The following is a 20,266-nucleotide window of genomic DNA, read 5'->3' as shown; positions in this document are numbered from 1 at the left end:
GGTCGGACGAGTCTTGTCGGTGCACCTGCCCGGCGTTGAGGGGCTCTGCGCCTGCTGTCGCTGGTGGTGGGCGCGGCTGTCCCCGTACCCCTGCTATCAGGCGGAATGGGCGGTCCGCTGGCATGCCCGGTCGGCCATCCGGCGCTTCCTGGATGGTCTGTCGTGACCGCCCACGGCCGGGTTCTTCCGGTGTGGACCTGCGGCGGCTGCGCGGCGCCTTGGCCCTGCCGGACCCGGCGCACCGAACTACGTGCCGAGTTCGAGGGCGCACCCGTGTCGTTGGCCCTCTACATGGGGTCCTGCCTGGTCTGGGCAGCCGAGGATCTGACCTGGGTGCCTGCCGGGCTGCTGCACCGCCGCTTCTTGGGCTGGGTTCGGTGAGTCTGATCCGGCGGGGCGATGAGAGGTTCCACTACAGCGACAATTCGCACAAGTGGATCCCGCCGAACCCGGACTACGACCAGGAGGTCTGGGACGAGATGGTCCGGCAGCACCAGCTCCAGCACCTGGAGGAGATCTCCAACCGCAGAAAGCCGGCTCGATCACCTGATGCTGACGAGCTGTGAACGACTCGCTCTGATCGGAGTTCGGTAACACCCATGCTCCGACGAACGAAGAAGAGGTGTGAACGCGCGAGAGAGGACGGCCTGTGAATGAGCCGAGCCGAGCCGATGACGACATCTCCGGAATTGGAACCGATCCGGTGGCCTTCGAGGTCTTCTACCGGCGGCACCTGGAGGCGGTGGGCCGGTTCGTGGCGCGGCGGGTCGACGACCCCCATCTCGCCGCCGACCTGACCGCCGACGTGTTCCTGGCGGTGATCGAGTCGGCGGCCGGCTACCGGCCGGACCGGGGTAGCCAGATCGGCTGGCTGTACGGGGTGGCCCGCAACGTCATCGGCGACGAGCGGCGTCGGGCGGCCCAACGACTGCGGGTGACCGGTCGACTGGCCGGACGACGGGACCTCGGCCCCGATGACATCGCCCGCATCGAGGAGCGGATCGACGCCGAGTCGGTGGCCCGCCGCACCCATCGCGCGCTGAGCGAGCTGCCCGAGGACACCCGGACGCTTGTCGAACTCGTCGCCGTGGACGGGCTCACCGTCGCGGAGGCGGCGACAGTGCTCGGGATGTCACCGGTCGCCGCCCGGGTCCGCCTGCACCGTGCCCGCCGGCTCGTCCGCGCCCTGCTCGCCCGCCCGGTCACCACCCTCGCCTGAGATGAGATGAAGCTGACGATGAACACGACTGAACGGTCGCCGCGGGGTTTCGAGGAGCAGCTTCTCAGGGACCTGAGCGCGCACGTCGCCCGACGGGCCGAGTTGGCGTCGGCGGGCCGTCCGGCCGGACGCCGTACCCGGTTCCCGCGCGGTTGGCGTCTCGCCGGAGCGGTCGGGCTGGCGGTGACGCTGACCGCCGGTGCGCTGGCGGTCCAGACCATGAGGCTCGGCGATCAGTCGCCGCCCACGGCCAGCGCGTCGGAGGTCTTCCACCTGGCGGCCGACGCCGCCCGGCAGCAGCCGGAGCTCACCGCCCGCCCCGACCAGTACGTCTTCACGGAAACCGTGGCGACGATCCGGGACATGCCGGCCAGTGGCCCGTACCGGACCATCCGGAACCAACTGTGGCAGTCGGCAGGTGGAGTCGCGTACACGCAGGTGCGCTATCGACCGGAGAGCGACCCGAACGGGTGGAGCGAGCTCAGGGTGCTCCGCATCGATGATCCCGCCGATCCCGAGAAGAAACTCGACGCGTTCCAGCCGCCCGCGTACCACGGCGATCTGCCCACCGATCCGGACGAGCTGCTGCGCTACCTTCGGGCGCACCCGGTCGACCTGCATCTACCCGAAGGCGCCGACGAGGAGGCCGTATACGGGGGCGAGAGCATGGCGTACACCACCGCGTGGTCGATGCTCGATGGATACGTGCCACCCCGAGCGCTCGCGGCGCTGTTCGAACTGCTGGCACGGCAACCCGGAGCGGTAGTCATCTCGGGTGACGTGGTGGACGCTGCCGGGCGCCATGGGGTGGCGATTCGGATGCCCGGGGTGATCGGTGGAAACCTGGACCTCATCTTCGATCGGGACTCCCACGTCTACCTCGGCACCCGCAACTCGTTGGTGCGTAACGGCAAGGAGTCCCTGTACAACACTGCCGCGCTACTGCGCGTCGCCATCGTCGACCGACCGGGCCAGCTGCCCTGAGCGGTGCCGGGATCGAGAAGGCCGGTGGGTCAGCGCACGAGCACGGGGCTGACCCACCGAGGATTGGGCTGCGACGATGAGGGCATGACAACCGCAGAGGCGTACGTCGAGTTCGCGCGCCGCGAGGCACACGGGGTGTCGCCGACGTACGAGCGACTGTCCGACGTCGTCGCCCACGACGGCGACCTGCTCGCCCTCCTCGACACGCTCCCGCCGGCCAAGCGTCAGCCGAATCTGCTGTTCGGCGTGGTCCGTTGGTTGGGCGGCCCGGTCGACGACCCGGCCGCGTTCCACGACTTCACGGTGGCGCACTGGCCGGCCGTCGAGGCGGAGATGCGGACCCGGGCCACCCAGACCAACGAGGCCGGCAGGTGTGCGGTCCTGCTGCCGGTGCTCACCGCGCTGCCGCAGCCCCTCGCCCTGCTGGAGGTCGGGGCGTCCGCCGGTCTCTGCCTCTACCCCGACCGGTACGCCTACCGGTACGGCGAGCACCGGATCGGGTCCGGCGAGCCGGTCCTGGAGTGCGCGGCCAGCGGCTTCGAACCGCCGACACGCGTACCCCAGGTGGTGTGGCGGGCCGGCCTGGACCTGAACCCGCTCGACGTGACCGACCCCGACGACGTGTCCTGGTTGGACGCCCTGATCTGGCCGGAGCACGGGCACCGGCGGGCCCGGCTGCGCGCCGCGGCTGCGGTCGCTGCGGCTGAGCCGCCGCTGCTGATCCGCGGCGACCTGGTGGACGACCTGCCGGCGCTGGCGGCGCGGGCGCCGACCGACGCGACGCTTGTCGTCTTTCACACCTCGGTGCTCTACCAGGTGCCCGTCGCCCGTCGGGAGGCGTTCGTCCGGCTCGTGCGGGAGCTGCCGGGACACTGGATCGCCAACGAGGCCCCGGAGGTGCTGCCCTACGACGGGCTGCCCGACTCGCCGGACGCGGCGCTGCACAACGTCCTCGCGCTGGACGGGCGACCGCTGGCCTGGACCCGGGGGCACGGCCAGGCGATCACGTGGTTCGGGTGACACCCTGGCTCATGCGGCCGGTGCGGGTATCGGGGCGCGCAGGGCGCGGATGAACCAGTCCACGGCCGGCGTGACCGCGCCGCCACCCGACCAGCCGTTGATCACCGACAGCAGGTCGAGGTAACGATCCCGGCGCGGGTCGTTGGCCAGAACCAGCCGGTCGAGCAACCGCTGGCGCAGGTCGGCGTCGTCGGGGAGGCCGTGCAGACGGGCGTACCGGCTGGTGACCGCCGCGACCACCGGCTCGGCCTCGGGGCCGGCCGGATCGAGGCCGGCGGCCAGGGCGGCCACCACCCCGTCCCGGACCACGGCGACGGCGTCCGGGCGGGGCAGCCCGGGCACGTCGTGGTCGGCGGCGTGCTGGCGAACGAGCCGCCGCATGCTCGCCCGAAAGGTCGGGTCCCGGCACAGGTCGGCCAACTCCACCCACGCCCGCACCTGCTCGGTGGTCGGGTCGTCGGGCAGCTCGGGTGTCATCGAGACGAGCACACCCGGGTACGGCGCCGGGTCGCCGGTGAAGACGCTGTCCAGGAAGTCGTCCACCAGTTGCCGCCGTTCGTGGGCGGTGAGCCGGGCCAACCGGTGCAGATCGTCAACCTCGGACGGACCCGCCTCGCGCCTCGCCGCGACGGTCAGGACGGCCTGGCGCAGCCGCAGCACCCGGACCTGCACCGCCAGCGCCTCGGCGTGCGCGGCGGCCACCTCGTGCAGGGGCACCTCGCGGTCCACGACCCGACGGATGGAGGCCAGGTCCACGCCCAGGTCGCGCAACGTCCGGACCAGTTCGAGTCGCGCCACGGCGTCCGGGCCGAACTGGCGGTAGCCGGCCGGGCTCCGGTCGGTCGGCGGCACGATCCCGCTGTCGGCGTAGTACCGGATGGTCTTGACGCCCAGCCCGGTGCGTCGGGCCAGGTCGCCGATCGTGTACCGCTCGTCACCGCTCATGTCCCCACCCTGCGGTCTCCCCCCGCTGGAGACTCAAGCCACCGCATCAGCGCAGGAACGCCGAGACCGTGACGGTGAACTGGTCGGCGTCGTCCAGCCACGGGTAGTGCCCCGCGCCCGGCTGTACGACCAGCTCGGCGCGGGGCATCAGCTCCGCGAGCTGGGCAACCAGACCCGGCGGGGCACCGAGATCCAGCTCACCGGCGAGCAGCAGCACCGGGCGTGGATGGGCGGCGAGCGCGGCGCGGGTGACCGGCGGGTCGAAAGCGCCGTCGGCGCCGAACATCCGGGCGGCCTCCTGGTTGCGCTGGGCGGCCTCGACCGCCTGGTGCGCGCGGGCCGCCGTGTCCCACCGGCCGTAGAAGAACGGCGCGATCGCCTGCCAGGCGTCGCCGGTGGCCCGTCCGGTCACCATGGACTCCAGCGCTGCGGCGGCCTCCGGGTACCACCGCTCACCGGAGCGGGCCCGGGTGACCTCCTGGCGCAGCGCGGCGGTCGCCTCGAGCCCGACGGCCCGGGTGCTCGGCGTGATCAGCGCCAGCCGGCCGACCCGGTCGGGATGCCAGGTCGCGTACCGCAACGCCAGGTTGGCGCCGGCGGAGTGCCCGAGCAGGTCCAGCCGGTCGAGCCCGAGGTGCACGCGCAGCGCCTCGACGTCCGCGACCAGGCGGTCGCACCGGTACGAGGAGGCGTCCGACGGCACCGCCGACCGGCCGGTGCCGCGCAGGTCCAGCCGAACCAGGCTCCGATGCGAGGACAGGCCACCCAGGTCACCGAGGTACGCCGAGTCGCGCATCGGCCCGCCGGGCAGGCAGATCAGCGGATCGCCCCCGCCGAGACTCCGGTACGCGAGCGTGGTGCCGTCGGGCGCGGCGAAGGTGGGCATGACCCACCCTCTCAGACGCCGACGTCCGGCGGCGTGTCCCGCATCCGTCGCAGCGGCGAGCAGACCACGAACAGGCACGCCGCCCAGGTGCCGAGCACGCACACCCAGAGCGCGCCGCGCAGCCCCAGCGTGGTGCCGAGCGCCCCGCCGGTCAGCGCGCCGAGCGGGATCACCCCGAAGCAGATCCAGAGGAACGTGGCGTTGACCCGGCCGAGGATCGCCGGCGGGGTGATGCGCTGTCGGTACGACATCGCCGCGACGTTGAACAGCACCGCGTTGGCCGAGAACGCGGCCAGCCCGACGCCGTAGAGCAGCAGCCCCCAGCCGGGTCGGGCCAACGGCATCAGCAGATAGAGCGGGCCCGGGACGGTCATCGCCAGCCAGATCACCCGGGCCGAGCCGAGCCAGGCCGACAGCCGGGCGGCCAGCACCCCCACCACCAGCCCGCCGACGGCGCTGACCGAGAAGACCAGACCCACCTGCACCGGCGCGGCGTGCAGCTCCCGCACCAGGAAGGTCACCTCGATCGAGGCGGACGCCATCACCCAGAAGTTCGACCACGTCGTGCAGGCCAGGATGCTGACCAGGATCGGCTGCCGCCGGATGAAGCCGAGCCCGTCGGTCAACTCCACCCGCAGGGGTACGCGGGGAGCCGGCTCGCGGCGTACCGGCGCCTCCCGGATCAGGATCAGCGTCAGCGCGCTGACCAGGAAGGCGAACCCGTTGGCCAGGAAGGTGCGGGCGGCGCCGACCAGCCCGATCAACGCGCCGCTGACCGTCGGACCGACCAGTTCGGCGGCGTCCTGGCTGATGGTCAGCTTGGCGTTGCCGTCCACCAGCAGGTCCGCCGGCACCAGCCGGGGCAGCAGGGTCTTGTACGCCACGGTGAACAGCACGGTGAGCACGCCACCGAGCCCGACCACCGCGTACAGGAAGGGCAGGGTGAGGTGGCCGACCAGGGCGGCCACCGGCAGGGACAGCAGGAGCGCGGCCCGACCCAGGTCGCACGCGATCATCAGCCGCCGCTGGTCGAGCCGGTCGGCGACGATGCCCGCCGGCAGCGAGAACAGCAGGTACGGCAGCCAGGCCAGGACGGTCAGCAGGGAGACCTGGAACACGCTGGCGTGCAGGGTGTCCGCGGCGAGCAGCGGCACCGCCACGTTGGCGATGCGGGTGCCCAGCTCACTTACCGTCTGGCCGCCCCAGAGCAGCAGGAAGTTCCGGCTGCGCCACAGCGACGGGACCGCCCCCGCCTCGACCGCCGGGGACTGCTGCACCTGCTGACTCACCGTCGCCGCCTGTCCGTGCGGGTTAAGCGCCGCCGGCCGGCGGCCCGCGGACTCTATCCACGGCGCGAGCCGTCCGACACCGCATTTCCGCTGCCCCGGCCGTCGCCGCGCAGCGCGGGCCGGGGTACTGCCGGTCGGACAAACGACCTGGGTACGGTCGTCGGGCCGTCCGGCGGCCGGACGGCGAATGGAGGCTCGACCGTGTCCATCGCGCTCATCACCCTCGGCGGGACCATCGCGATGGGCGGGGTGGACGCCGGCCGTTCCGGCGTGGTCACCCGGCTCACCGGCGCGGACCTCACCGCCGCCGTCCCGGGGCTGGCGGATCTGGGCGTGCCCGTGGACGTGCGGGACACCCACGCGGTGCCGAGCGCACACCTCACCGCGCGGCAACTGCTCGCCGTGGTCGACGAGGCGTCCCGGGCGGTGTCCGCTGGCGCGACAGGTGTCGTGGTCACCCAGGGCACCGACACCCTGGAGGAGACGGCGTTCCTGGCCGACCTCATCTGGCCGCACGCCGCCCCGCTGGTCTTCACCGGCGCGATGCGCAACCCCACCCTGGCCGGCGCGGACGGGCCGGCGAACCTGCTCGCGGCGCTGCGGGTGGTCGCCGCGCCGGACACCCGAGACCTGGGCGTGCTGGTCGCCGTCAACGACGAGGTGCACGCCGCGAGGTGGCTGCGCAAGACGCACAGCACCAGCACCGCCACGTTCGCCTCGCCCAACACCGGCCCGCTGGGCCAGGTCATCGAGGGGGAGGTGCGGGTGCTGACCCGCCCGGTGCGCCACGAGCCGTTGCCGCCCGTCGACCCGGACCGGCTCGACGCGACCCGGGTGGCGCTGTACGTGGTCACCCTGGACGACGACGGCGCGCTCCTGCACGGCCTCGCGGACACCCACCACGGCCTGGTGGTCGCGGGGTTCGGGGTCGGGCACGTGCCCGCGACGCTGGTCCCGGTGCTCGGCGATCTCGCCAACCGGATCCCGGTGGTGCTCACCAGCCGCAGCGGCGCCGGCTCGGTGCTGCGCCACACGTACGGGGCGGTCGGCTCGGAGACCGACCTGCAACGGCGGGGACTGCGTAACGGCGGTTTGCTCGACCCGTACAAGGCACGGGTGCTGCTGCGGCTGCTGCTGGCCGCCGGCGCGGACTCCGACGAGCTGACCGCCGCCCTGGCCCGGCACGGTTGAGTCGCCGTCGTCGGGGCGCCTCTAGACTGCTGCGGGTGACCCGGAAGGACCGCTGCTGGTGACCGGTGAGCGACGACCCCTGGCGGATCGACCGCTCACCGAGCCGCACCCGTCCCGGCTGCCGCCCGGGCACCCCGGGCGGGCCCGGATCCTCGCCGCGCACGCCGCCGCGCTGGCCGCCGGGGAAGCCGGTTACCTCGACCCGGCGACGGGGTTGTTCGTGCTCAGCGCCGGCTTCCTCGCCCGCCGCGGCACGTGCTGCGGCCGGGGCTGCCGCCACTGCCCGTACGTGGACGATCCACCCTCGGAATGAGGACTTCCGCCCGACCCGGACACCCCGTACGGTGTCCGACGGACATCCGGCGGGGCCCCTTCCGCCGTCGGTCGGCGAGAGGGTGGAGCGTGCGCGGGCGGATCGTGGTCGCCGGGCTGGCGGGCCTGCTGGTGAGCGGCTGTGCCGCCGAGGCCGAGCCGGTGGCGGTGCCGCCGCAGGCGCCGGTCGCCCTGGACGTGTCGGCGGCCTCCTCGGGGGGCGCCTGCCGGCTGCTGGACTTCGCGGTGATCGAGCAGCTCGTCAAGGTGCGCTTCGACGTGGCGGCGGCCAGCGAGCGGGGTGACACGCACACCTGCGTGGTCCGGGCCGAGCGCGCGGCGCTGCCCGAGCTGATGCTCAGTGTGTCCGAGACCACCATCGACAAGACCACCTTCGGCACGGACGTGGTGCCCGACAAGGCGGCGAAGGTCACCGGACTGGGTCAGCAGGCGTACCGGCGTACCACCGCCGCGGCCGGCGGGCACGGCCCGGTCGCCGAGGTCGGCTGGCTGGCCGCCGACGGTCGCCTCGCCACGCTGACCTGGACCGGCGCCCGTGCCGCCGACCGCGCGGCCGTCGACAAGCTGGCCGGGGACCTGGTCGGGCTGGCGAAGAAGGTGGACACCCGGGCGTTGTGACGCCCAGGTGGGCGGCCGGTCAGTTGGCGGCGACGAACACCCGGGAGGCGACCTCGCGAGGCAGCCGCACCCGGTCACCGGAGCGGTCGATCGACACCCCGTCGCGCTCCTGAGCCACGGTCACCGTGGCGCCGGGGTCGACGCCAGCGGCGTGCAACTGGCGCAGCACGTCGGAGTCGGTCTGCACGCTCTCGCAGATCCGGCGGACCACGACCGGCCCGGACAGCCCGGGGAAGGCCAGGTTGCGCTCACCCTCGCCCGGCTCGCTGGCCGGAGCCTCGGGGGAACCCAGCTCCTCCAGGCCCGGAATCGGGTTGCCGTACGGCGAGCGGGTCGGCCGGTTGAGCAGGTCGTACACCCGCTTCTCGACGGCGTCGCTCATCACGTGCTCCCAACGGCAGGCCTCCTCGTGGGCCTCCTCGTAGGGCATCCCGATGACGTTGACCAACAGCAGTTCGGCGAGGCGGTGCTTGCGCATCACGGAGACGGCGCTGCCCCGGCCGAGCGGGGTGAGCGTCAGGTGCCGGTCGCCCTCGACGGTGAGCAGGCCGTCGCGCTCCATCCGGGCCACGGTCTGGCTGACGGTGGGTCCGCTCTGCTTGAGGCGCTCGGCGATCCGGGCACGCAGGGGCGGCACCCCCTCCTCCTCCAGCTCGAGGATGGTGCGCAGGTACATCTCGGTCGTGTCGACCAGATCGTGAGACTTCATAAGGTATGCGGCCCTCCGATGCACGATGCTACCCTGCCGCGCGGCGAGCGACCGCTGCCGAATCGCGTGGTGGTGACCCGGATGGTGTTGGATGGTCGGCATGTCCGGTACCGAGGAACTGCTCGTCGAGGTGGACCGGCTCGCCGCCGAGCTCGACGACGCCGACCCGCCCACCCTCCTCGACGTCCGCTGGCGGCTCACCGGCCCGCCCGGTCGCGACGACTACCTGGCCGGCCACCTGCCCGGCGCGGTCTTCGTCGACCTGGACACCGCGTTGTGCGGGCCGCCCGGGGCCGGCGGCCGGCACCCGCTGCCCAACCCGGGCGCGCTACAGGCCGCGCTGCGGGCCGCCGGCGTCCGCGCCGGTCACCCCGTTGTGGTGTACGACGGCGGCGACGGCCTGGCCGCCGCGCGGGCCTGGTGGACCTTGCGCTGGGCCGGGCACCGGCCGGTGCGACTGCTGCACGGGGGCTTCCCGGCCTGGGTGGCCGCCGGACGACAGGTCTCGACCACCGCGCCCGCCCCGGCCGACGGCGACGTCGAGGTGCGCCCCGGTGACCTTCCGGTGCTGGACGCCGGGCAGGCCGCCGCGCTGGCTTCCGCCGACGACGCAGTGCTGCTCGACGTGCGCGCGGCACCCCGCTACGCGGGCGAGGTCGAGCCGATCGATCCGGTCGCCGGTCACGTGCCCGGTGCTGCCAACCTGCCCGCCGGCGAGTACGTGGGCGCCGACGGGCGTTTTCCGGCCGCCGACGTGCTGCGCGAGCGGTTCGCCGCGGTCGGCGCGACCGGGGCGCGGACGGTCGGGGCGTACTGCGGCTCCGGGGTGACCGCCGCGCAGGCGGTCCTCGCGCTGCACCTGGCCGGCCGCACGGACGCCGCGCTCTACGTGGGTTCGTGGAGCAACTGGGTGGCCGACCCGGCCCGGCCGGTCGCGTCCGGGCCGACACCCGGCCGCTGACCAGCGCGTGCGGTGGGCCGACGACGGTCCTCGTGCGACGATGGGCTCATGTCCGACGACACGGTAGTGGTGTGGGACCCCTCGCTGCTCGCCTATGACATGGGCGACCATCCGCTCGACCCGGTGAGGGTGGAGCTGACCGTCGCGCTCGCCCGGGAGCTGGGCGTTCTGGAGCGTCAGGGGGTGCGCGTCGTCAAGCCGGAGCCCGCCGACGACGCGGCCCTCACCCGCGTGCACGACCCCGCCTACCTGGCCGCCGTGCGTGCCGCGCCACGTGATCCACTCTTCGCCGGGTACGGGCTGGGCACCTCCGACAACCCGGTCTTCGAGGGGATGCACGAGTCCAGCGCGCTGATCGCCGGGGCGACGCTGGCCGCGGCCGAGGCGGTCTGGCGCGGTGACGCGCGTCGAGCGGTGAACGTGGCAGGTGGCCTGCACCACGCGATGCCCGCCCGCGCGTCCGGCTTCTGTGTCTACAACGACCCCGCGGTGGCCATCGCCCGACTGCTCGATCTGGGCGCCGAGCGGATCGCGTACGTGGATGTGGACGTGCACCACGGTGACGGGGTGCAGGACATCTTCTGGGACGACCCGAGGGTGCTCACGGTCAGCCTGCACGAGACACCGCTCGCGCTCTTTCCGGGCACCGGTTTTCCGGACGAGACCGGCGGGCCGGGCGCGCAGGGCACCGCGGTGAACATGCCGCTGCCGCCGGGCGTCGACGACACCGGCTGGCAGCGGGCGTTCCACGCGATCGTGCCGTCGGTGCTGCGCGCGTTCCGGCCGCAGGTGCTGGTGAGTCAGTGCGGCGCGGACGGGCACCGGCTGGATCCGCTGGCCGACCTGCACCTGACGGTGGACGGGCAGCGCGCCACCTACCTGGCGTTGCGGGCGCTCGCCGACGAGCTGTGCGAGGGCCGCTGGGTGGCCACCGGCGGCGGCGGGTACGCGCTGGTCGAGGTCGTGCCCCGAGCCTGGACCCACCTGTTGGCGGTGGCGACCGGCGCTCCGATCGACCCGGCGACGCTCACCCCGCCGGGCTGGCGTGAGCTGGCCGCGGCCCGTCGGCCGGGTCGGGAGATTCCGCTGCGGATGACCGACGACGCGGACCCGTCGTACGAGCCGTGGCAGCCGACGGGCGAGCCGAACGCGGTGGACCGGGCGATCGCGGCGACCCGTAAGACCGTCTTCCCGCTGCTCGGGCTCGACCCGTACGACCCGCGGGACTGAGCCGGGCCGTTTTCTGTGACGACCGTGGACCAGCCGGTGGACGTGCTGCTCAGTGACGGCAGCACCGTCCAGTTGCGACCGATCAGCCCGGACGACGCGCCGGCCGTCGTGGCGATGCACAGCCGGTTCTCCGAGCGCACCCGCTACCTGCGCTACTTCTCGCCGTACCCGCGCATCCCGGAGCGGGATCTGGTCCGGTTCGTCACTGTCGACCACCGCGACCGGGAGGCGTTCGTGGTGCTGGCCGGGGACCGGCTCGTCGCCGTCGGCAGGTACGAGCGGCTCGGTCCGCAGGCGCCGGAGGCGGAGGTCGCCTTCGTGGTCGAGGACGCCTTCCAGGGCCGGGGCATCGGCTCGGTGCTGATGGAGCACCTGGCGGACGCCGCGCGGCGCAACGGCATCATGAGTTTCGTCGCCGAGGTGCTGCCGGCCAACGGGACGATGCTGCGGGTCTTCTCCGACTTCGGCTACCAGGTCCAGCGCGCGTACGCCGACGGCGTGGTGCATCTGAGCTTCCCGATCGCTCCGACGGAGGCGACCCTGGAGGTGCAGCGCGGCCGGGAGCACCGCACCGAGGCCCGCTCGATTGCCCGGCTGCTCGCCCCGCGAGGCATCGCCGTCTACGGCGCGAGCGCCACCGGCCAGGGCGTCGGCGCGGCAGTGCTCGGGCATCTGCGGGACGGCGGGTTCACCGGTGCGGTGGTGCCGGTGCACCCGAGCGCGTCGACGGTGGCGGGCCTGCCCGCGTACCCCTCGGCGGTCGACGCCGGGGTGGCGGTGGATCTGGCGGTGGTGGCGGTCCCGCCGGAGGCGGCGACCGCGGTGGTCGCCGACGCGGCCGCCGCCGGGGTGCACGGCCTGGTCGTGATCTCGGCCGGCTTCGCCGAGGCCGGCCCGGAGGGCGCGGTCACGCAGCGTGCGCTGGTCCGCGCGGCGCACGCCGCGGGGATGCGCGTGGTCGGCCCGAACTGCCTCGGCGTGGCCAACACCGACCCGGCGGTACGCCTCAACGCCACCCTCGCCCCGGCGCTGCCGCCGGCCGGTCGGGTGGGCATCTTCAGCCAGTCCGGCGCGTTCGGGGTGGCGCTGCTCGCCGAGGCGGACCGGCGTGGCCTCGGGCTGTCCAGCTTCGTGTCGGCCGGCAACCGGGCCGACGTGTCGGGCAACGACCTGCTGCAGTACTGGCAGGACGACCCGGGCACCGACGTGATCATGTTGTACCTGGAGACGTTCGGGAACCCGCGCAAGTTCGCCCGGCTGGCCCGGCGGATCGGCCGGGCGAAACCGGTGGTGGCGCTCGCCTCACCGGCCCGCCCGCCTGGGGTGGGCGACTCGGCCGGCCCGGACGAGGTGGCGGTGGCCGCGCTCTTCGCCCAGTCGGGGGTGATCCGGGTGGACACCGTGCCGGAGCTGCTCGACATGGGGGTGTTGCTGGCCAACCAGCCGCTGCCGGCCGGCGGCCGGGTCGGCGTGGTCGGCAACTCGTCGGCGTTGACCGGCCTGGCTGCCACGGCCTGCGTCGGGCAGGGCCTGACCGTCGCCGACGGCTACCCGCGGGACGTCGCGCCGAGCGCCGGCGCCGACGAGTTCGCCGCCGCCCTCGCCGAGACGGCCGCCGACAACCGGGTGGACGCACTCGTCGTGGTCTTCGCCCCGCCGCTGCCCGGCCAGCGCACCGAGGTGGACGCCGATGTCACCGCCGCGTTGCCGGCCGCCCTCGCCCTGGGCAAGCCGACCGTGGCGACGTTCCTGGTCGGTCGGTTGCCCGCCGGGGTGCCCGCGTTCGGCGGCGTGGAGGAGGCCGTCCGGGCTCTCGCCCGGGTGCACCGGTACGCCGAGTGGCTGCGTCGCCCGCCCGGGGTCGTGCCCGAGCTGCCCGGGATCGACCGGGACGCCGCGGCGGCCGCGCTGCGCGCCGACGGCACCGACGTCGAGGCGCTGCTGGCCGCGTACGGCATCGAGACCGTCGCGTCGGTGCCCGTGGCCTCGGTCGACGCGGCTGTCAACGCGGCGACGCGGGTGGGTTTCCCGGTGGCGCTCAAGGCCGCCGCCGCGGGGCTGCGGCACCGGCTCGACCTGGGCGCCGTCCGCCTCGATCTGCCCGACGAGGCGAGCGTCCGCCGCGCGTACGCCGACATGGCCGCCGGCTTCGGCGCGGACGTGCTGGTGCAGCCGATGGTCCCGCCCGGTGTGGCCTGCGTGGTGGAGTTGGTGGAAGATCCGGCGTTCGGGCCGGTGGTCGGCTTCGGCCTCGGCGGGGTCGCCACCGAGCTGCTGGGCGATCGGGCCTGGCGGGCGGTGCCGCTGACAAACACCGACGCCGCCGAGCTGGTCGACGAACCTCGGGCGGCTCCGCTGTTGCGGGGGCACCGGGGCGCGGCGCCGGTGGACCGGGCGGCCCTGGCCGACCTGCTGCTGCGGGTCGGTCAGCTGGCCGACGAGCAGCCCCGGGTGCGCTCGGTGACCCTCAACCCGGTGCTCGCCCGCCCGGACGGCATCTCGGTCCTGCACGCCCAGGTGCGGGTGGGCGGCGTGGCCGCCCGTCCGGACACCGGCCCCCGGCGTCTCTGAGCGCGACAGCTCAGGCGCGGCTGGAGATCTGCTGGACGGCCCAGGCGTTGCCGTCCGGGTCGGTGAAGAAGACGAAGCCGACGTTGTCCAGCGGGTCCGGCACCGGCCGCGGGTTCTGGCCCATCACCTGGATGTCACTGACCTCCACGCCACGGGCGACCAGCTCCGCGTGGGCCCGCTTCAGGTCGGGCACCACCAGTTGCAGGCCCCTCAGCGAACCCGGCGGCATCTCCGGGACCACGCCCTTGCCGATCACGATCGAGCAGCCGGAGCCGGGCGGGGTCAACTGCACGATGCGGGCGTCGTCACTGATCACGGTGTCGTGGTCGACGGCGAAGCCGAGCTGGTCGGCGTAGAACGTCTTCGCCCGGTCCAGGTCGGAGACCGGCACGATCACCACTTCCAACGTCCAGTTCATGGCACTCTCCTCGCTCGTCGCGGAGTCGGTCGGCGCCACAGTCAAGCACCTCGACAGCGGGCAGGGCCCCGGCGAACCGCCGGGGCCCTGCCTTCCCATCCGGTGCGTCAGCAGGCGTACGCCTCCAGGCGCTGCGCCCGCTCCGGAGCGCGCAGCTTCAGCAACGTCACCTTCTCGATCTGCCGGATGCGCTCACGGGACAGACCGAACTCGCGGCCGACCTCGTCCAGGGTGCGCTGCCGGCCGTCGTCCAGCCCGAACCGGAGCCGGATGACCGCCTGCTCCCGCTGCGACAGCGTGGCCAGCACGATGCTCACCTCGTTGCGCAGTTCGCCCTGCGCGGCGCCCTCGCCCGGGTCGGTGCGCGGGTCCACCGAGGCCACGAAGTCACCGAGCGCGCTCTCGCCGTCGTCGCCGACGGTCTGGTCCAGGCTGACCGGCTCGCGGTCGTACGAGATCAGCTCGATGACCTGGAACTCGGGGATGTCCAGGGCCCGGGCGACCTCGGCGACTCCTGGCTCGCGACCCAGCGTCACCGCCAACTCCCGGCGAGCCCGGACCATCCGGTTGACCTGCTCGACCATGTGCACGGGGATGCGGATGGTGCGGGCCTGGTCGGCCATGGCACGGGTGATCGCCTGCCGGATCCACCAGGTGGCGTACGTGGAGAACTTGTAACCCTTGGCGTAGTCGAACTTCTCCACCGCCCGGATGAGGCCGAGGTTGCCCTCCTGGATCAGGTCGAGGAAGGCCATCCCGCGTCCGGTGTAGCGCTTGGCGATGCTGACCACCAGCCGCAGGTTCGCCTCCAGCAGGTGGTCCTTGGCGGCGCGGCCCTCGGCGACGATCAGCTCCAGGTCGGCCCGCAGCTCCTCGGAGACCGGGGTGCAGGTGGCGAGCTTCTCGTCGGCGAACAGGCCGGCCTCGATCCGCCGGGCCAGGTCGACCTCCTGCGCCGCGGTCAGCAGCTTCGTCCGGCCGATCCCGTTCAGGTACGCCCGGACCAGGTCGGTGGAGATGCCGCGCTCGTCGGTGGCGTCCAGGTCGGTGAGGGCCTCGGCGGACCCGTTGGTCTCGGTGCTGGTGGCTGCCGGGCGCGTCCGGTGTTCCGTCATCTGCAGGACCATCTCTGTCTCTCCCCGTTTCCACGTCTGTGCCGTGTCTCCGGCCCAGTGGTGCCGGTGTGAGACACAGCTTGGCGGGCGGGGCGTAAAACGGGAGTGAGGCGATCGGGCACCCGACAGGAATCCGGCCGGATCGTTGCCGCGGTGTGTCATCCCGGCGGTTGCGGGCCCGGCCCGGCTACGTTGCGGACGGTCGGCCGCCCCGGGTCGGCGTGGTCCGACGATGGAGGACGGTGTGGTCTTCAGGCGGCTCATGAAGGCGATGGGGGTCGGCGGCCCCTCGGTCGAGACGGTGCTCGCCGGCCCGGACTGCCGCCCCGGCGGGCACCTGGAGGGCCACGTCCACGTGCTCGGCGGCGACCACCAGGTCGACATCGACCACGTCACGCTCGGCCTCGTCACCCGGGTCGAGGTGGAGAGCGGCGACAACGACTACGACACCACCCAGGAGTTCCACCGCCAGCGGGTCACCGGCGCGTTCCGGCTGGAGCCGGGGCAGCGCCACGACCTCCCGTTCCGGTTCGACGTGCCCTGGGAGACACCCGTCACCGAGCTGTACGGGCAGCACCTGCACGGCATGACGATGGGCCTGCGGACCGAGCTGGAGGTCGCCCGCGCCGTCGACACGAGCGACCTGGACGCCGTGTCGGTGCACCCGCTGCCCGCGCAGGAGCGGCTGCTGGAGGCGTTGCTGCGCCTCGGCTTCCGGTTCGCGCGCGCGGACGTGGAGCGTGGGCACCTCTACGGCGTACGGCAGACGTTGCCGTTCTACCAGGAGATCGAGTTCAACCCGGCACCGCAGTACGCCCGCTCGATCAACCAGTTGGAGGTCACCTTCATCGCCGACGCGCGGCAGATGCAGGTGGTGCTGGAGGTCGACAAGCGCGGCGGCGTCTTCACCGAGGGTCGGGACGCCTTCGGCCGGTTCACTGTCGAGCACGCCACCGCCGACGACACCGACTGGACCGTCGAACTGGACACCTGGCTCCGCCAGTCCCTGTCCCGCCGAGGCCTCTTCTCCTGACCCCGGCAGGGGCGGGGTCAGAGGTCCAAAAGGAGGGTCTGGGGGCCGATGTTGAGGCTCTCCACCAGCATGTGGGCGCGGAAGCGGCCCGTCTCGACAGTGGCTCCTCGTTGGCGCAGGGCGTCGACCACAGCTGTCACCAGGGGTTCGGCCACCTCGGCGGGGGCCGCCGCCGTCCAGCTTGGACGGCGGCCCTTGCGGGCGTCGCCGTAGAGGGTGAACTGGCTGACCAGCAGGATCGGCGCGTCGGTGTCGGCGGCGGACCGTTCACCGTCCAGGATGCGTAGCTCGTGGACCTTGCGGGCCATCGTCTGAGCGGTCTCCGCCGTGTCGGTGTGCGTCACCCCGAGCAGCACCAGCAGGCCGTTCCCGATCGCGCCGACCACCTCGCCATCGACGGTCACGCTGGCCCGCCCGACGGTCTGCACCACCGCCCGCATCAGCGCGCCACCGCGCACATCGTCCGCATCACCCGGTCACCGGCTCGATGAAGCCGCGCTCCACCAGGTGCGCGACGATCGGACCGGCGGCCTCGGCCATCTCCGCGGGTTCGACGTCGTGGGCCGCCGCGAGCAGGGCGAGCTGGTCGCGCAGCGGCAGCCGGCCGTCTGCCCCACCGACAAGGGCCAGCACCAGCGGGTCGATCTCCTCGGTCCAGCGCAGGCCGTTCGGCATCGCGAGCACCTGCCGGTCCACCGCCCAGCCCTCGTCGCCCATGGTGGCCTCCTGGCGCAGCTGAAGGCCGTCGGTGGCCCGGTAGCGCTCGGCGAGCAGCGCCTCGGTGCCGCGTACCCGCAGGAAGTCCTGGCGGTCGAACCAGCCGCCGATCTGGTCGCCCAGCGGTGGCTGCACCCGCTGACGCAGGTCCTCCACGCGGACCACCGGGTCGGCGTGCCCGCCCTGGCGCAGCGACACGATGCCGAAGCCGATCGCCTCGATCTTGTGCGCGTCGAACCAGTCCAGCCAGACGGCCGCCCGCTGCGGGTCGGCGCCCTCGCCGACGTCGGTGAGCCACAGGTCGACGTACGCCATCGGGTCGGCCACCTCGCGCTGGATCACCCAGGCGTCCAGGCCGGTGCCGGCGAACCAGCCGGCCACCCGCTCGTCCCACTCCTCGCCGGCGACGTGCACCCAGTTCGCCAGGTACTGCATGGTGCCGCCCTCGGTGAGCAGGCCGGGGGCGGCGGCGGCCAGCTCGGCGGCGATCGCGTCACCCACCCGCCCCGAGTCGCGGTAGACGTGCGTGGTGGTGCCGGGGCCGACCACGAACGGTGGGTTGCTCACCACCAGGTCGAAGCGGCGGCCGGCCACCGGTGCGACCAGGTCGCCCCGCAGCAGCTCCCAGTCCTGGCCGTTGAGGGCGGCGGTGGTCGCGGCGAAGCGCAGAGCCCGCTCGGAGAGGTCCGTGGCGGTCACCGTGTCGGCGTGGGTGGCCAGGTGCAGGGCCTGGACGCCGGAGCCGGTGCCCAGGTCCAGCGCGCTGCCCACCTGCCGGCGTACGGTCGCGCCGATCAGGGTCTGGGTGGCGCCGCCGATGCCCAGCACGTGCTCGGCGTGCAGCGGGCGACCCGGTCGGGCGCTGGCCGGCACGTCGGCGAGCACCCACCAGTCGTCGCCGTACGGCTCCAGGTCGACGCCGGCACGCAGGCCGTCGCCGTACCGCTCGACCAGCCCACCCGCGATCGCCTCCGCGAGGCTGAGCGGTGCCAGGGCGGTGGCCACCGCGCTCTCCGGCTCGGTCTGGTCGCAGATGAACACCCGGATCAGGGTGCCGAGCGGGTCGCCGTCCTCGGTGGCGCGCAGCGCGGCCCGGTAGTCGTTGCGGGAGACCGCAGCCGTGGCCTGTGCGCCCAGTCGCTCGGCGATGCCGTGGCTGGTGAACCCCGTTCGGGTCAGCGCGGTCCGCAGCGCGTCGACGCCGGCGGGGGAGAGCAGCATGTCGTGTTGGTCCACGCTCTCATCCTGCCGGTCGCCCCGTCCCGCGTCGGCAGCACCCGCCGGACGACTGCCGGAGCGTCGGCGACCGCCCGGTTCCGCGCGCCAGGCAAGATGGCAGGTATGACGCTCGTGCTGCCCATCGACCCGGAGGCCAACCGGCTGCTGGAGCGCAGTCCGCTGGCCCTGCTCATCGGCATGACCCTGGACCAGCAGGTGCCGATGGAGAAGGCGTTCTCCTCGCCGTACGTCCTGTCGCAGCGGCTCGGCCGCGACCTGGACGCGGCGGCGCTGGCCGGCTACGACCCGCAGCCCCTGGTCGAGCTCTTCGCCACCCCGCCCGCGCTGCACCGGTTCCCGAAGGCGATGGCCGCCCGGGTGCAGGAGGTCTGCCAGGCGCTCGTGGAGCGCTACGACGGCGACGCCGCGCTGCTGTGGGCCGACGTCGCCGACGGGCCGGAGCTGCTGCGGCGGGTGGCCGGGCTGCCCGGCTTCGGCAAGCAGAAGGCGCAGATCTTCGTGGCCCTGCTCGGCAAGCGGTTCGGGGTGACCCCGCAGGACTGGCGGGAGGCTGCCGGCGGGTACGGCGATCCCGGCGCGTACCGGTCGGTGGCCGACGTCACCGACGCCGATTCGCTGCGCCGGGTGCGGGAGTACAAGCAGCAGATGAAGGCGGCGGCGAAGGCTGCCCAGGGCTGACGCTCAGGCGGCGGTCGGGTGGGCGAGCGACGCCAGGGCCCGCCGGACGTCGGCGAGGGAGACGGTCGCGGAGTCGTCCAGGTCGGCCAGGCCGGCCTCGATCCACTGCCGCATCAGCGTGGTGACCCCGATGCCCCGGGCGTCGGCGGCGGCGCGGACCCGCTCGTAGGTGTCCAGCGGCAGCCGGACCGATCGACTCACCATCGGCACGTCGGTGTCGGGGGTGGGCAGGTCCACCGCCGGACTCTGGTCGATCAACTCGGCGATCCGGTCGTCGCCGCTGTGGAACTGCTTGGTCGCGTCGTTACGGTGCATCGTCACGGCCCCCCTCATCGGCGATCTCTCCGCACGGCCTCGTCGTAGCGCTTGGACTCGACGTCGCTCAGCTCGCGGGCGGAGAGGATGTCCCAGTCGTTGTCGGTGCCATCGGCCTCGGCGAGCAGCACGGCCAGTCGGCGACCCCGGCGGGCGGCGGCGTAGACCACCATCACGTCGTCGCCCAGGTGGCGGATGACCCGCCGGGCGCTGTGCAGCGCCTCCCAGACTTCCCCGGGTGTGACGTCGTAGACCCTCAGGTTGGCCAACGCCTCGTCGGTGAAGCTGAACCTGCTGCCCACAGCGCGCAGCGTACCACGCGCGTAACACGGATGGGCCTGGTCAATTTTCGCTGATCACGCCTTCGTGGTGACAGGATGAGGCGTAATCCCCTCGAGGAGGTTCATGGTGAAGCGTCAGGCGTACCAGCCGATTCTGATCACCGATGCCTCGCGCAGCCAGAATGATCAGCTCACCAGCCGTCAGCGCCGCTATGTCCTCATGATGGGCATCCGGGTGGCCTGCATCGTCGCCGGCGCGATCCTGGTCGGCGCGAACGCCCCACTGCTCTGGGTCTGGCTGCCGCTGTGCGCCCTCGGCATGGTGCTCATCCCGTGGCTGGCCGTGCTGCTGGCCAACGACCGGCCACCCAAGGAGGAGCACCGGCTGGCCAATCGGTTCCATCCCCGGCGGCAGGACGAGGCGCCGCCGATGAGTCTCACGGCCGAGGAGCGCCCGCACAAGGTCATCGACGTCGAGCCCTGACCCGCCCAGCGGGCCAGGGCTCGACCGTGA

The 20,266-nt window shown here is 73.3% G+C and carries 23 protein-coding genes; 13 read left to right on the top strand and 10 right to left on the bottom strand.

The annotated features are described in order from the left end of the window. The first annotated feature begins 377 nt into the window (after positions 1-377). The 4 genes from B0E54_RS23050 to B0E54_RS23035 all read left to right on the top strand — a co-directional run bounded on the left by B0E54_RS23050 (position 378) and on the right by B0E54_RS23035 (position 3,223). Positions 378-566 (top strand): hypothetical protein, encoded by a 189-nt coding sequence (locus B0E54_RS23050; RefSeq protein WP_234587981.1) that lies wholly within the window; start codon positions 378-380, stop codon positions 564-566. 83 nt (positions 567-649) lie between these two features. Beyond that, entirely contained in the window at positions 650-1,219 is a 570-nt protein-coding gene (locus B0E54_RS23045) for an RNA polymerase sigma factor (RefSeq protein ID WP_234587980.1), read from the top strand. An 18-nt stretch (positions 1,220-1,237) separates the two neighbouring features. Then, positions 1,238-2,203 (top strand): CU044_5270 family protein, encoded by a 966-nt coding sequence (locus B0E54_RS23040; RefSeq protein ID WP_234587979.1) that lies wholly within the window; start codon positions 1,238-1,240, stop codon positions 2,201-2,203. A gap of 84 nt (positions 2,204-2,287) precedes the next feature. Then, entirely contained in the window at positions 2,288-3,223 is a 936-nt protein-coding gene (locus B0E54_RS23035) for a DUF2332 domain-containing protein (RefSeq protein WP_234587978.1), read from the top strand. A gap of 9 nt (positions 3,224-3,232) precedes the next feature. On the opposite strand, the gene B0E54_RS23030 is transcribed toward B0E54_RS23035, so the two are convergent. Genes B0E54_RS23030 through B0E54_RS23020 form a run of 3 tightly spaced genes read right to left on the bottom strand, consistent with a single transcriptional unit; the run spans position 3,233 to position 6,343 of the window. After that, entirely contained in the window at positions 3,233-4,168 is a 936-nt protein-coding gene (locus B0E54_RS23030) for a MerR family transcriptional regulator (protein ID WP_234587976.1), read from the bottom strand. 46 nt (positions 4,169-4,214) lie between these two features. Next, positions 4,215-5,054: an alpha/beta fold hydrolase gene (locus B0E54_RS23025; protein ID WP_234587974.1), complete on the bottom strand. Its 840-nt coding sequence runs from the start codon at positions 5,052-5,054 to the stop codon at positions 4,215-4,217. An 11-nt stretch (positions 5,055-5,065) separates the two neighbouring features. Continuing rightward, the gene (locus tag B0E54_RS23020; RefSeq protein WP_234587972.1) at positions 5,066-6,343 is read right to left on the bottom strand and encodes an MFS transporter; all 1,278 of its coding nucleotides are present in this window, start codon (positions 6,341-6,343) and stop codon (positions 5,066-5,068) included. 201 nt (positions 6,344-6,544) lie between these two features. Here B0E54_RS23020 and B0E54_RS23015 point away from each other — a divergent pair, with 201 nt between their 5' ends. From B0E54_RS23015 to B0E54_RS23005, 3 genes are all read left to right on the top strand, one after another. Next, on the top strand, positions 6,545-7,534 hold the full coding sequence (locus tag B0E54_RS23015; RefSeq protein WP_234587970.1) for an asparaginase: 990 nt from the start codon (positions 6,545-6,547) through the stop codon (positions 7,532-7,534). Between the two features lie 58 nt (positions 7,535-7,592). After that, complete coding sequence (locus tag B0E54_RS23010) at positions 7,593-7,847, top strand: DUF5522 domain-containing protein (RefSeq protein ID WP_234587969.1); 255 nt, start codon at positions 7,593-7,595, stop codon at positions 7,845-7,847. Positions 7,848-7,936: 89 nt separating this feature from the next. Then, positions 7,937-8,485 carry a hypothetical protein gene (locus B0E54_RS23005; RefSeq protein ID WP_234587968.1) on the top strand — a complete coding sequence of 183 codons (549 nt, stop codon included), beginning with the start codon at positions 7,937-7,939 and terminating at the stop codon, positions 8,483-8,485. Between the two features lie 19 nt (positions 8,486-8,504). On the opposite strand, the gene B0E54_RS23000 is transcribed toward B0E54_RS23005, so the two are convergent. Continuing rightward, entirely contained in the window at positions 8,505-9,194 is a 690-nt protein-coding gene (locus tag B0E54_RS23000) for a metal-dependent transcriptional regulator (RefSeq protein WP_234587967.1), read from the bottom strand. A 100-nt stretch (positions 9,195-9,294) separates the two neighbouring features. On the opposite strand from B0E54_RS23000, the gene B0E54_RS22995 reads away from it, so the two are divergent. From B0E54_RS22995 to B0E54_RS22985, 3 genes are read left to right on the top strand one after another with little or no spacing between them, the layout of a single operon-like run. After that, positions 9,295-10,155: a sulfurtransferase gene (locus B0E54_RS22995; RefSeq protein ID WP_234587966.1), complete on the top strand. Its 861-nt coding sequence runs from the start codon at positions 9,295-9,297 to the stop codon at positions 10,153-10,155. 48 nt (positions 10,156-10,203) lie between these two features. After that, positions 10,204-11,385: an acetoin utilization protein AcuC gene (locus B0E54_RS22990; protein ID WP_234587965.1), complete on the top strand. Its 1,182-nt coding sequence runs from the start codon at positions 10,204-10,206 to the stop codon at positions 11,383-11,385. A gap of 15 nt (positions 11,386-11,400) precedes the next feature. After that, entirely contained in the window at positions 11,401-13,956 is a 2,556-nt protein-coding gene (locus tag B0E54_RS22985; protein WP_234587964.1) for a bifunctional GNAT family N-acetyltransferase/acetate--CoA ligase family protein, read from the top strand. Between the two features lie 10 nt (positions 13,957-13,966). Here the strand turns inward: B0E54_RS22985 and B0E54_RS22980 are convergent, their stop codons facing one another. After that, positions 13,967-14,374 (bottom strand): VOC family protein, encoded by a 408-nt coding sequence (locus B0E54_RS22980; RefSeq protein ID WP_234587963.1) that lies wholly within the window; start codon positions 14,372-14,374, stop codon positions 13,967-13,969. 107 nt (positions 14,375-14,481) lie between these two features. Then, positions 14,482-15,501: an RNA polymerase sigma factor SigB gene (sigB, locus tag B0E54_RS22975; protein WP_305076144.1), complete on the bottom strand. Its 1,020-nt coding sequence runs from the start codon at positions 15,499-15,501 to the stop codon at positions 14,482-14,484. Between the two features lie 232 nt (positions 15,502-15,733). On the opposite strand from sigB, the gene B0E54_RS22970 reads away from it, so the two are divergent. Next, entirely contained in the window at positions 15,734-16,522 is a 789-nt protein-coding gene (locus B0E54_RS22970) for a sporulation protein (RefSeq protein ID WP_234587994.1), read from the top strand. 17 nt (positions 16,523-16,539) lie between these two features. On the opposite strand, the gene dtd is transcribed toward B0E54_RS22970, so the two are convergent. Both dtd and B0E54_RS22960 read right to left on the bottom strand, forming a co-directional pair. Next, positions 16,540-16,962, bottom strand: coding sequence for a D-aminoacyl-tRNA deacylase (dtd, locus tag B0E54_RS22965; RefSeq protein WP_234587960.1), 423 nt, complete (start codon positions 16,960-16,962; stop codon positions 16,540-16,542). Between the two features lie 28 nt (positions 16,963-16,990). After that, positions 16,991-18,475, bottom strand: coding sequence for a methyltransferase (locus B0E54_RS22960; RefSeq protein WP_234587959.1), 1,485 nt, complete (start codon positions 18,473-18,475; stop codon positions 16,991-16,993). Positions 18,476-18,571: 96 nt separating this feature from the next. Between B0E54_RS22960 and B0E54_RS22955 the strand changes: the two genes are divergently transcribed. Further along, a complete protein-coding gene (locus tag B0E54_RS22955) occupies positions 18,572-19,156 on the top strand; it encodes an HhH-GPD-type base excision DNA repair protein (RefSeq protein ID WP_234587993.1) in 585 nt (194 codons plus the stop codon). Between the two features lie 3 nt (positions 19,157-19,159). Here the strand turns inward: B0E54_RS22955 and B0E54_RS22950 are convergent, their stop codons facing one another. Both B0E54_RS22950 and B0E54_RS22945 read right to left on the bottom strand, forming a co-directional pair. Further along, positions 19,160-19,471 carry a BrnA antitoxin family protein gene (locus tag B0E54_RS22950; protein WP_234587992.1) on the bottom strand — a complete coding sequence of 104 codons (312 nt, stop codon included), beginning with the start codon at positions 19,469-19,471 and terminating at the stop codon, positions 19,160-19,162. A gap of 14 nt (positions 19,472-19,485) precedes the next feature. Further along, positions 19,486-19,773 (bottom strand): hypothetical protein, encoded by a 288-nt coding sequence (locus B0E54_RS22945; protein ID WP_124771959.1) that lies wholly within the window; start codon positions 19,771-19,773, stop codon positions 19,486-19,488. Between the two features lie 103 nt (positions 19,774-19,876). Here B0E54_RS22945 and B0E54_RS22940 point away from each other — a divergent pair, with 103 nt between their 5' ends. Beyond that, complete coding sequence (locus tag B0E54_RS22940) at positions 19,877-20,236, top strand: DUF3099 domain-containing protein (protein WP_234587958.1); 360 nt, start codon at positions 19,877-19,879, stop codon at positions 20,234-20,236. Positions 20,237-20,266 lie beyond the last annotated feature (30 nt).

The organism is Micromonospora sp. MH99, from assembly GCF_021442385.1.
Lineage (GTDB): Bacteria > Actinomycetota > Actinomycetes > Mycobacteriales > Micromonosporaceae > Micromonospora.
This window is presented reverse-complemented; position numbering and strand designations above follow the sequence as displayed.

Excerpts from the sequence above, each read along its gene's own strand:
- sigB (WP_305076144.1), bottom strand. The coding sequence starts at position 15,501 with ATGGTCCTGCAGATGACGGAACACCGGACGCGCCCGGCAGCCACCAGC.
- dtd (WP_234587960.1), bottom strand. The coding sequence starts at position 16,962 with ATGCGGGCGGTGGTGCAGACCGTCGGGCGGGCCAGCGTGACCGTCGAT.
- B0E54_RS22980 (WP_234587963.1), bottom strand. The coding sequence starts at position 14,374 with ATGAACTGGACGTTGGAAGTGGTGATCGTGCCGGTCTCCGACCTGGAC.
- B0E54_RS23000 (WP_234587967.1), bottom strand. The coding sequence starts at position 9,194 with ATGAAGTCTCACGATCTGGTCGACACGACCGAGATGTACCTGCGCACC.
- B0E54_RS22955 (WP_234587993.1), top strand. The coding sequence starts at position 18,572 with ATGGCAGGTATGACGCTCGTGCTGCCCATCGACCCGGAGGCCAACCGG.
- B0E54_RS22995 (WP_234587966.1), top strand. The coding sequence starts at position 9,295 with ATGTCCGGTACCGAGGAACTGCTCGTCGAGGTGGACCGGCTCGCCGCC.
- B0E54_RS22940 (WP_234587958.1), top strand. The coding sequence starts at position 19,877 with ATGGTGAAGCGTCAGGCGTACCAGCCGATTCTGATCACCGATGCCTCG.
- B0E54_RS22950 (WP_234587992.1), bottom strand. The coding sequence starts at position 19,471 with ATGCACCGTAACGACGCGACCAAGCAGTTCCACAGCGGCGACGACCGG.
- B0E54_RS22990 (WP_234587965.1), top strand. The coding sequence starts at position 10,204 with ATGTCCGACGACACGGTAGTGGTGTGGGACCCCTCGCTGCTCGCCTAT.
- B0E54_RS23040 (WP_234587979.1), top strand. The coding sequence starts at position 1,238 with ATGAACACGACTGAACGGTCGCCGCGGGGTTTCGAGGAGCAGCTTCTC.
- B0E54_RS23035 (WP_234587978.1), top strand. The coding sequence starts at position 2,288 with ATGACAACCGCAGAGGCGTACGTCGAGTTCGCGCGCCGCGAGGCACAC.
- B0E54_RS23025 (WP_234587974.1), bottom strand. The coding sequence starts at position 5,054 with ATGCCCACCTTCGCCGCGCCCGACGGCACCACGCTCGCGTACCGGAGT.
- B0E54_RS23030 (WP_234587976.1), bottom strand. The coding sequence starts at position 4,168 with ATGAGCGGTGACGAGCGGTACACGATCGGCGACCTGGCCCGACGCACC.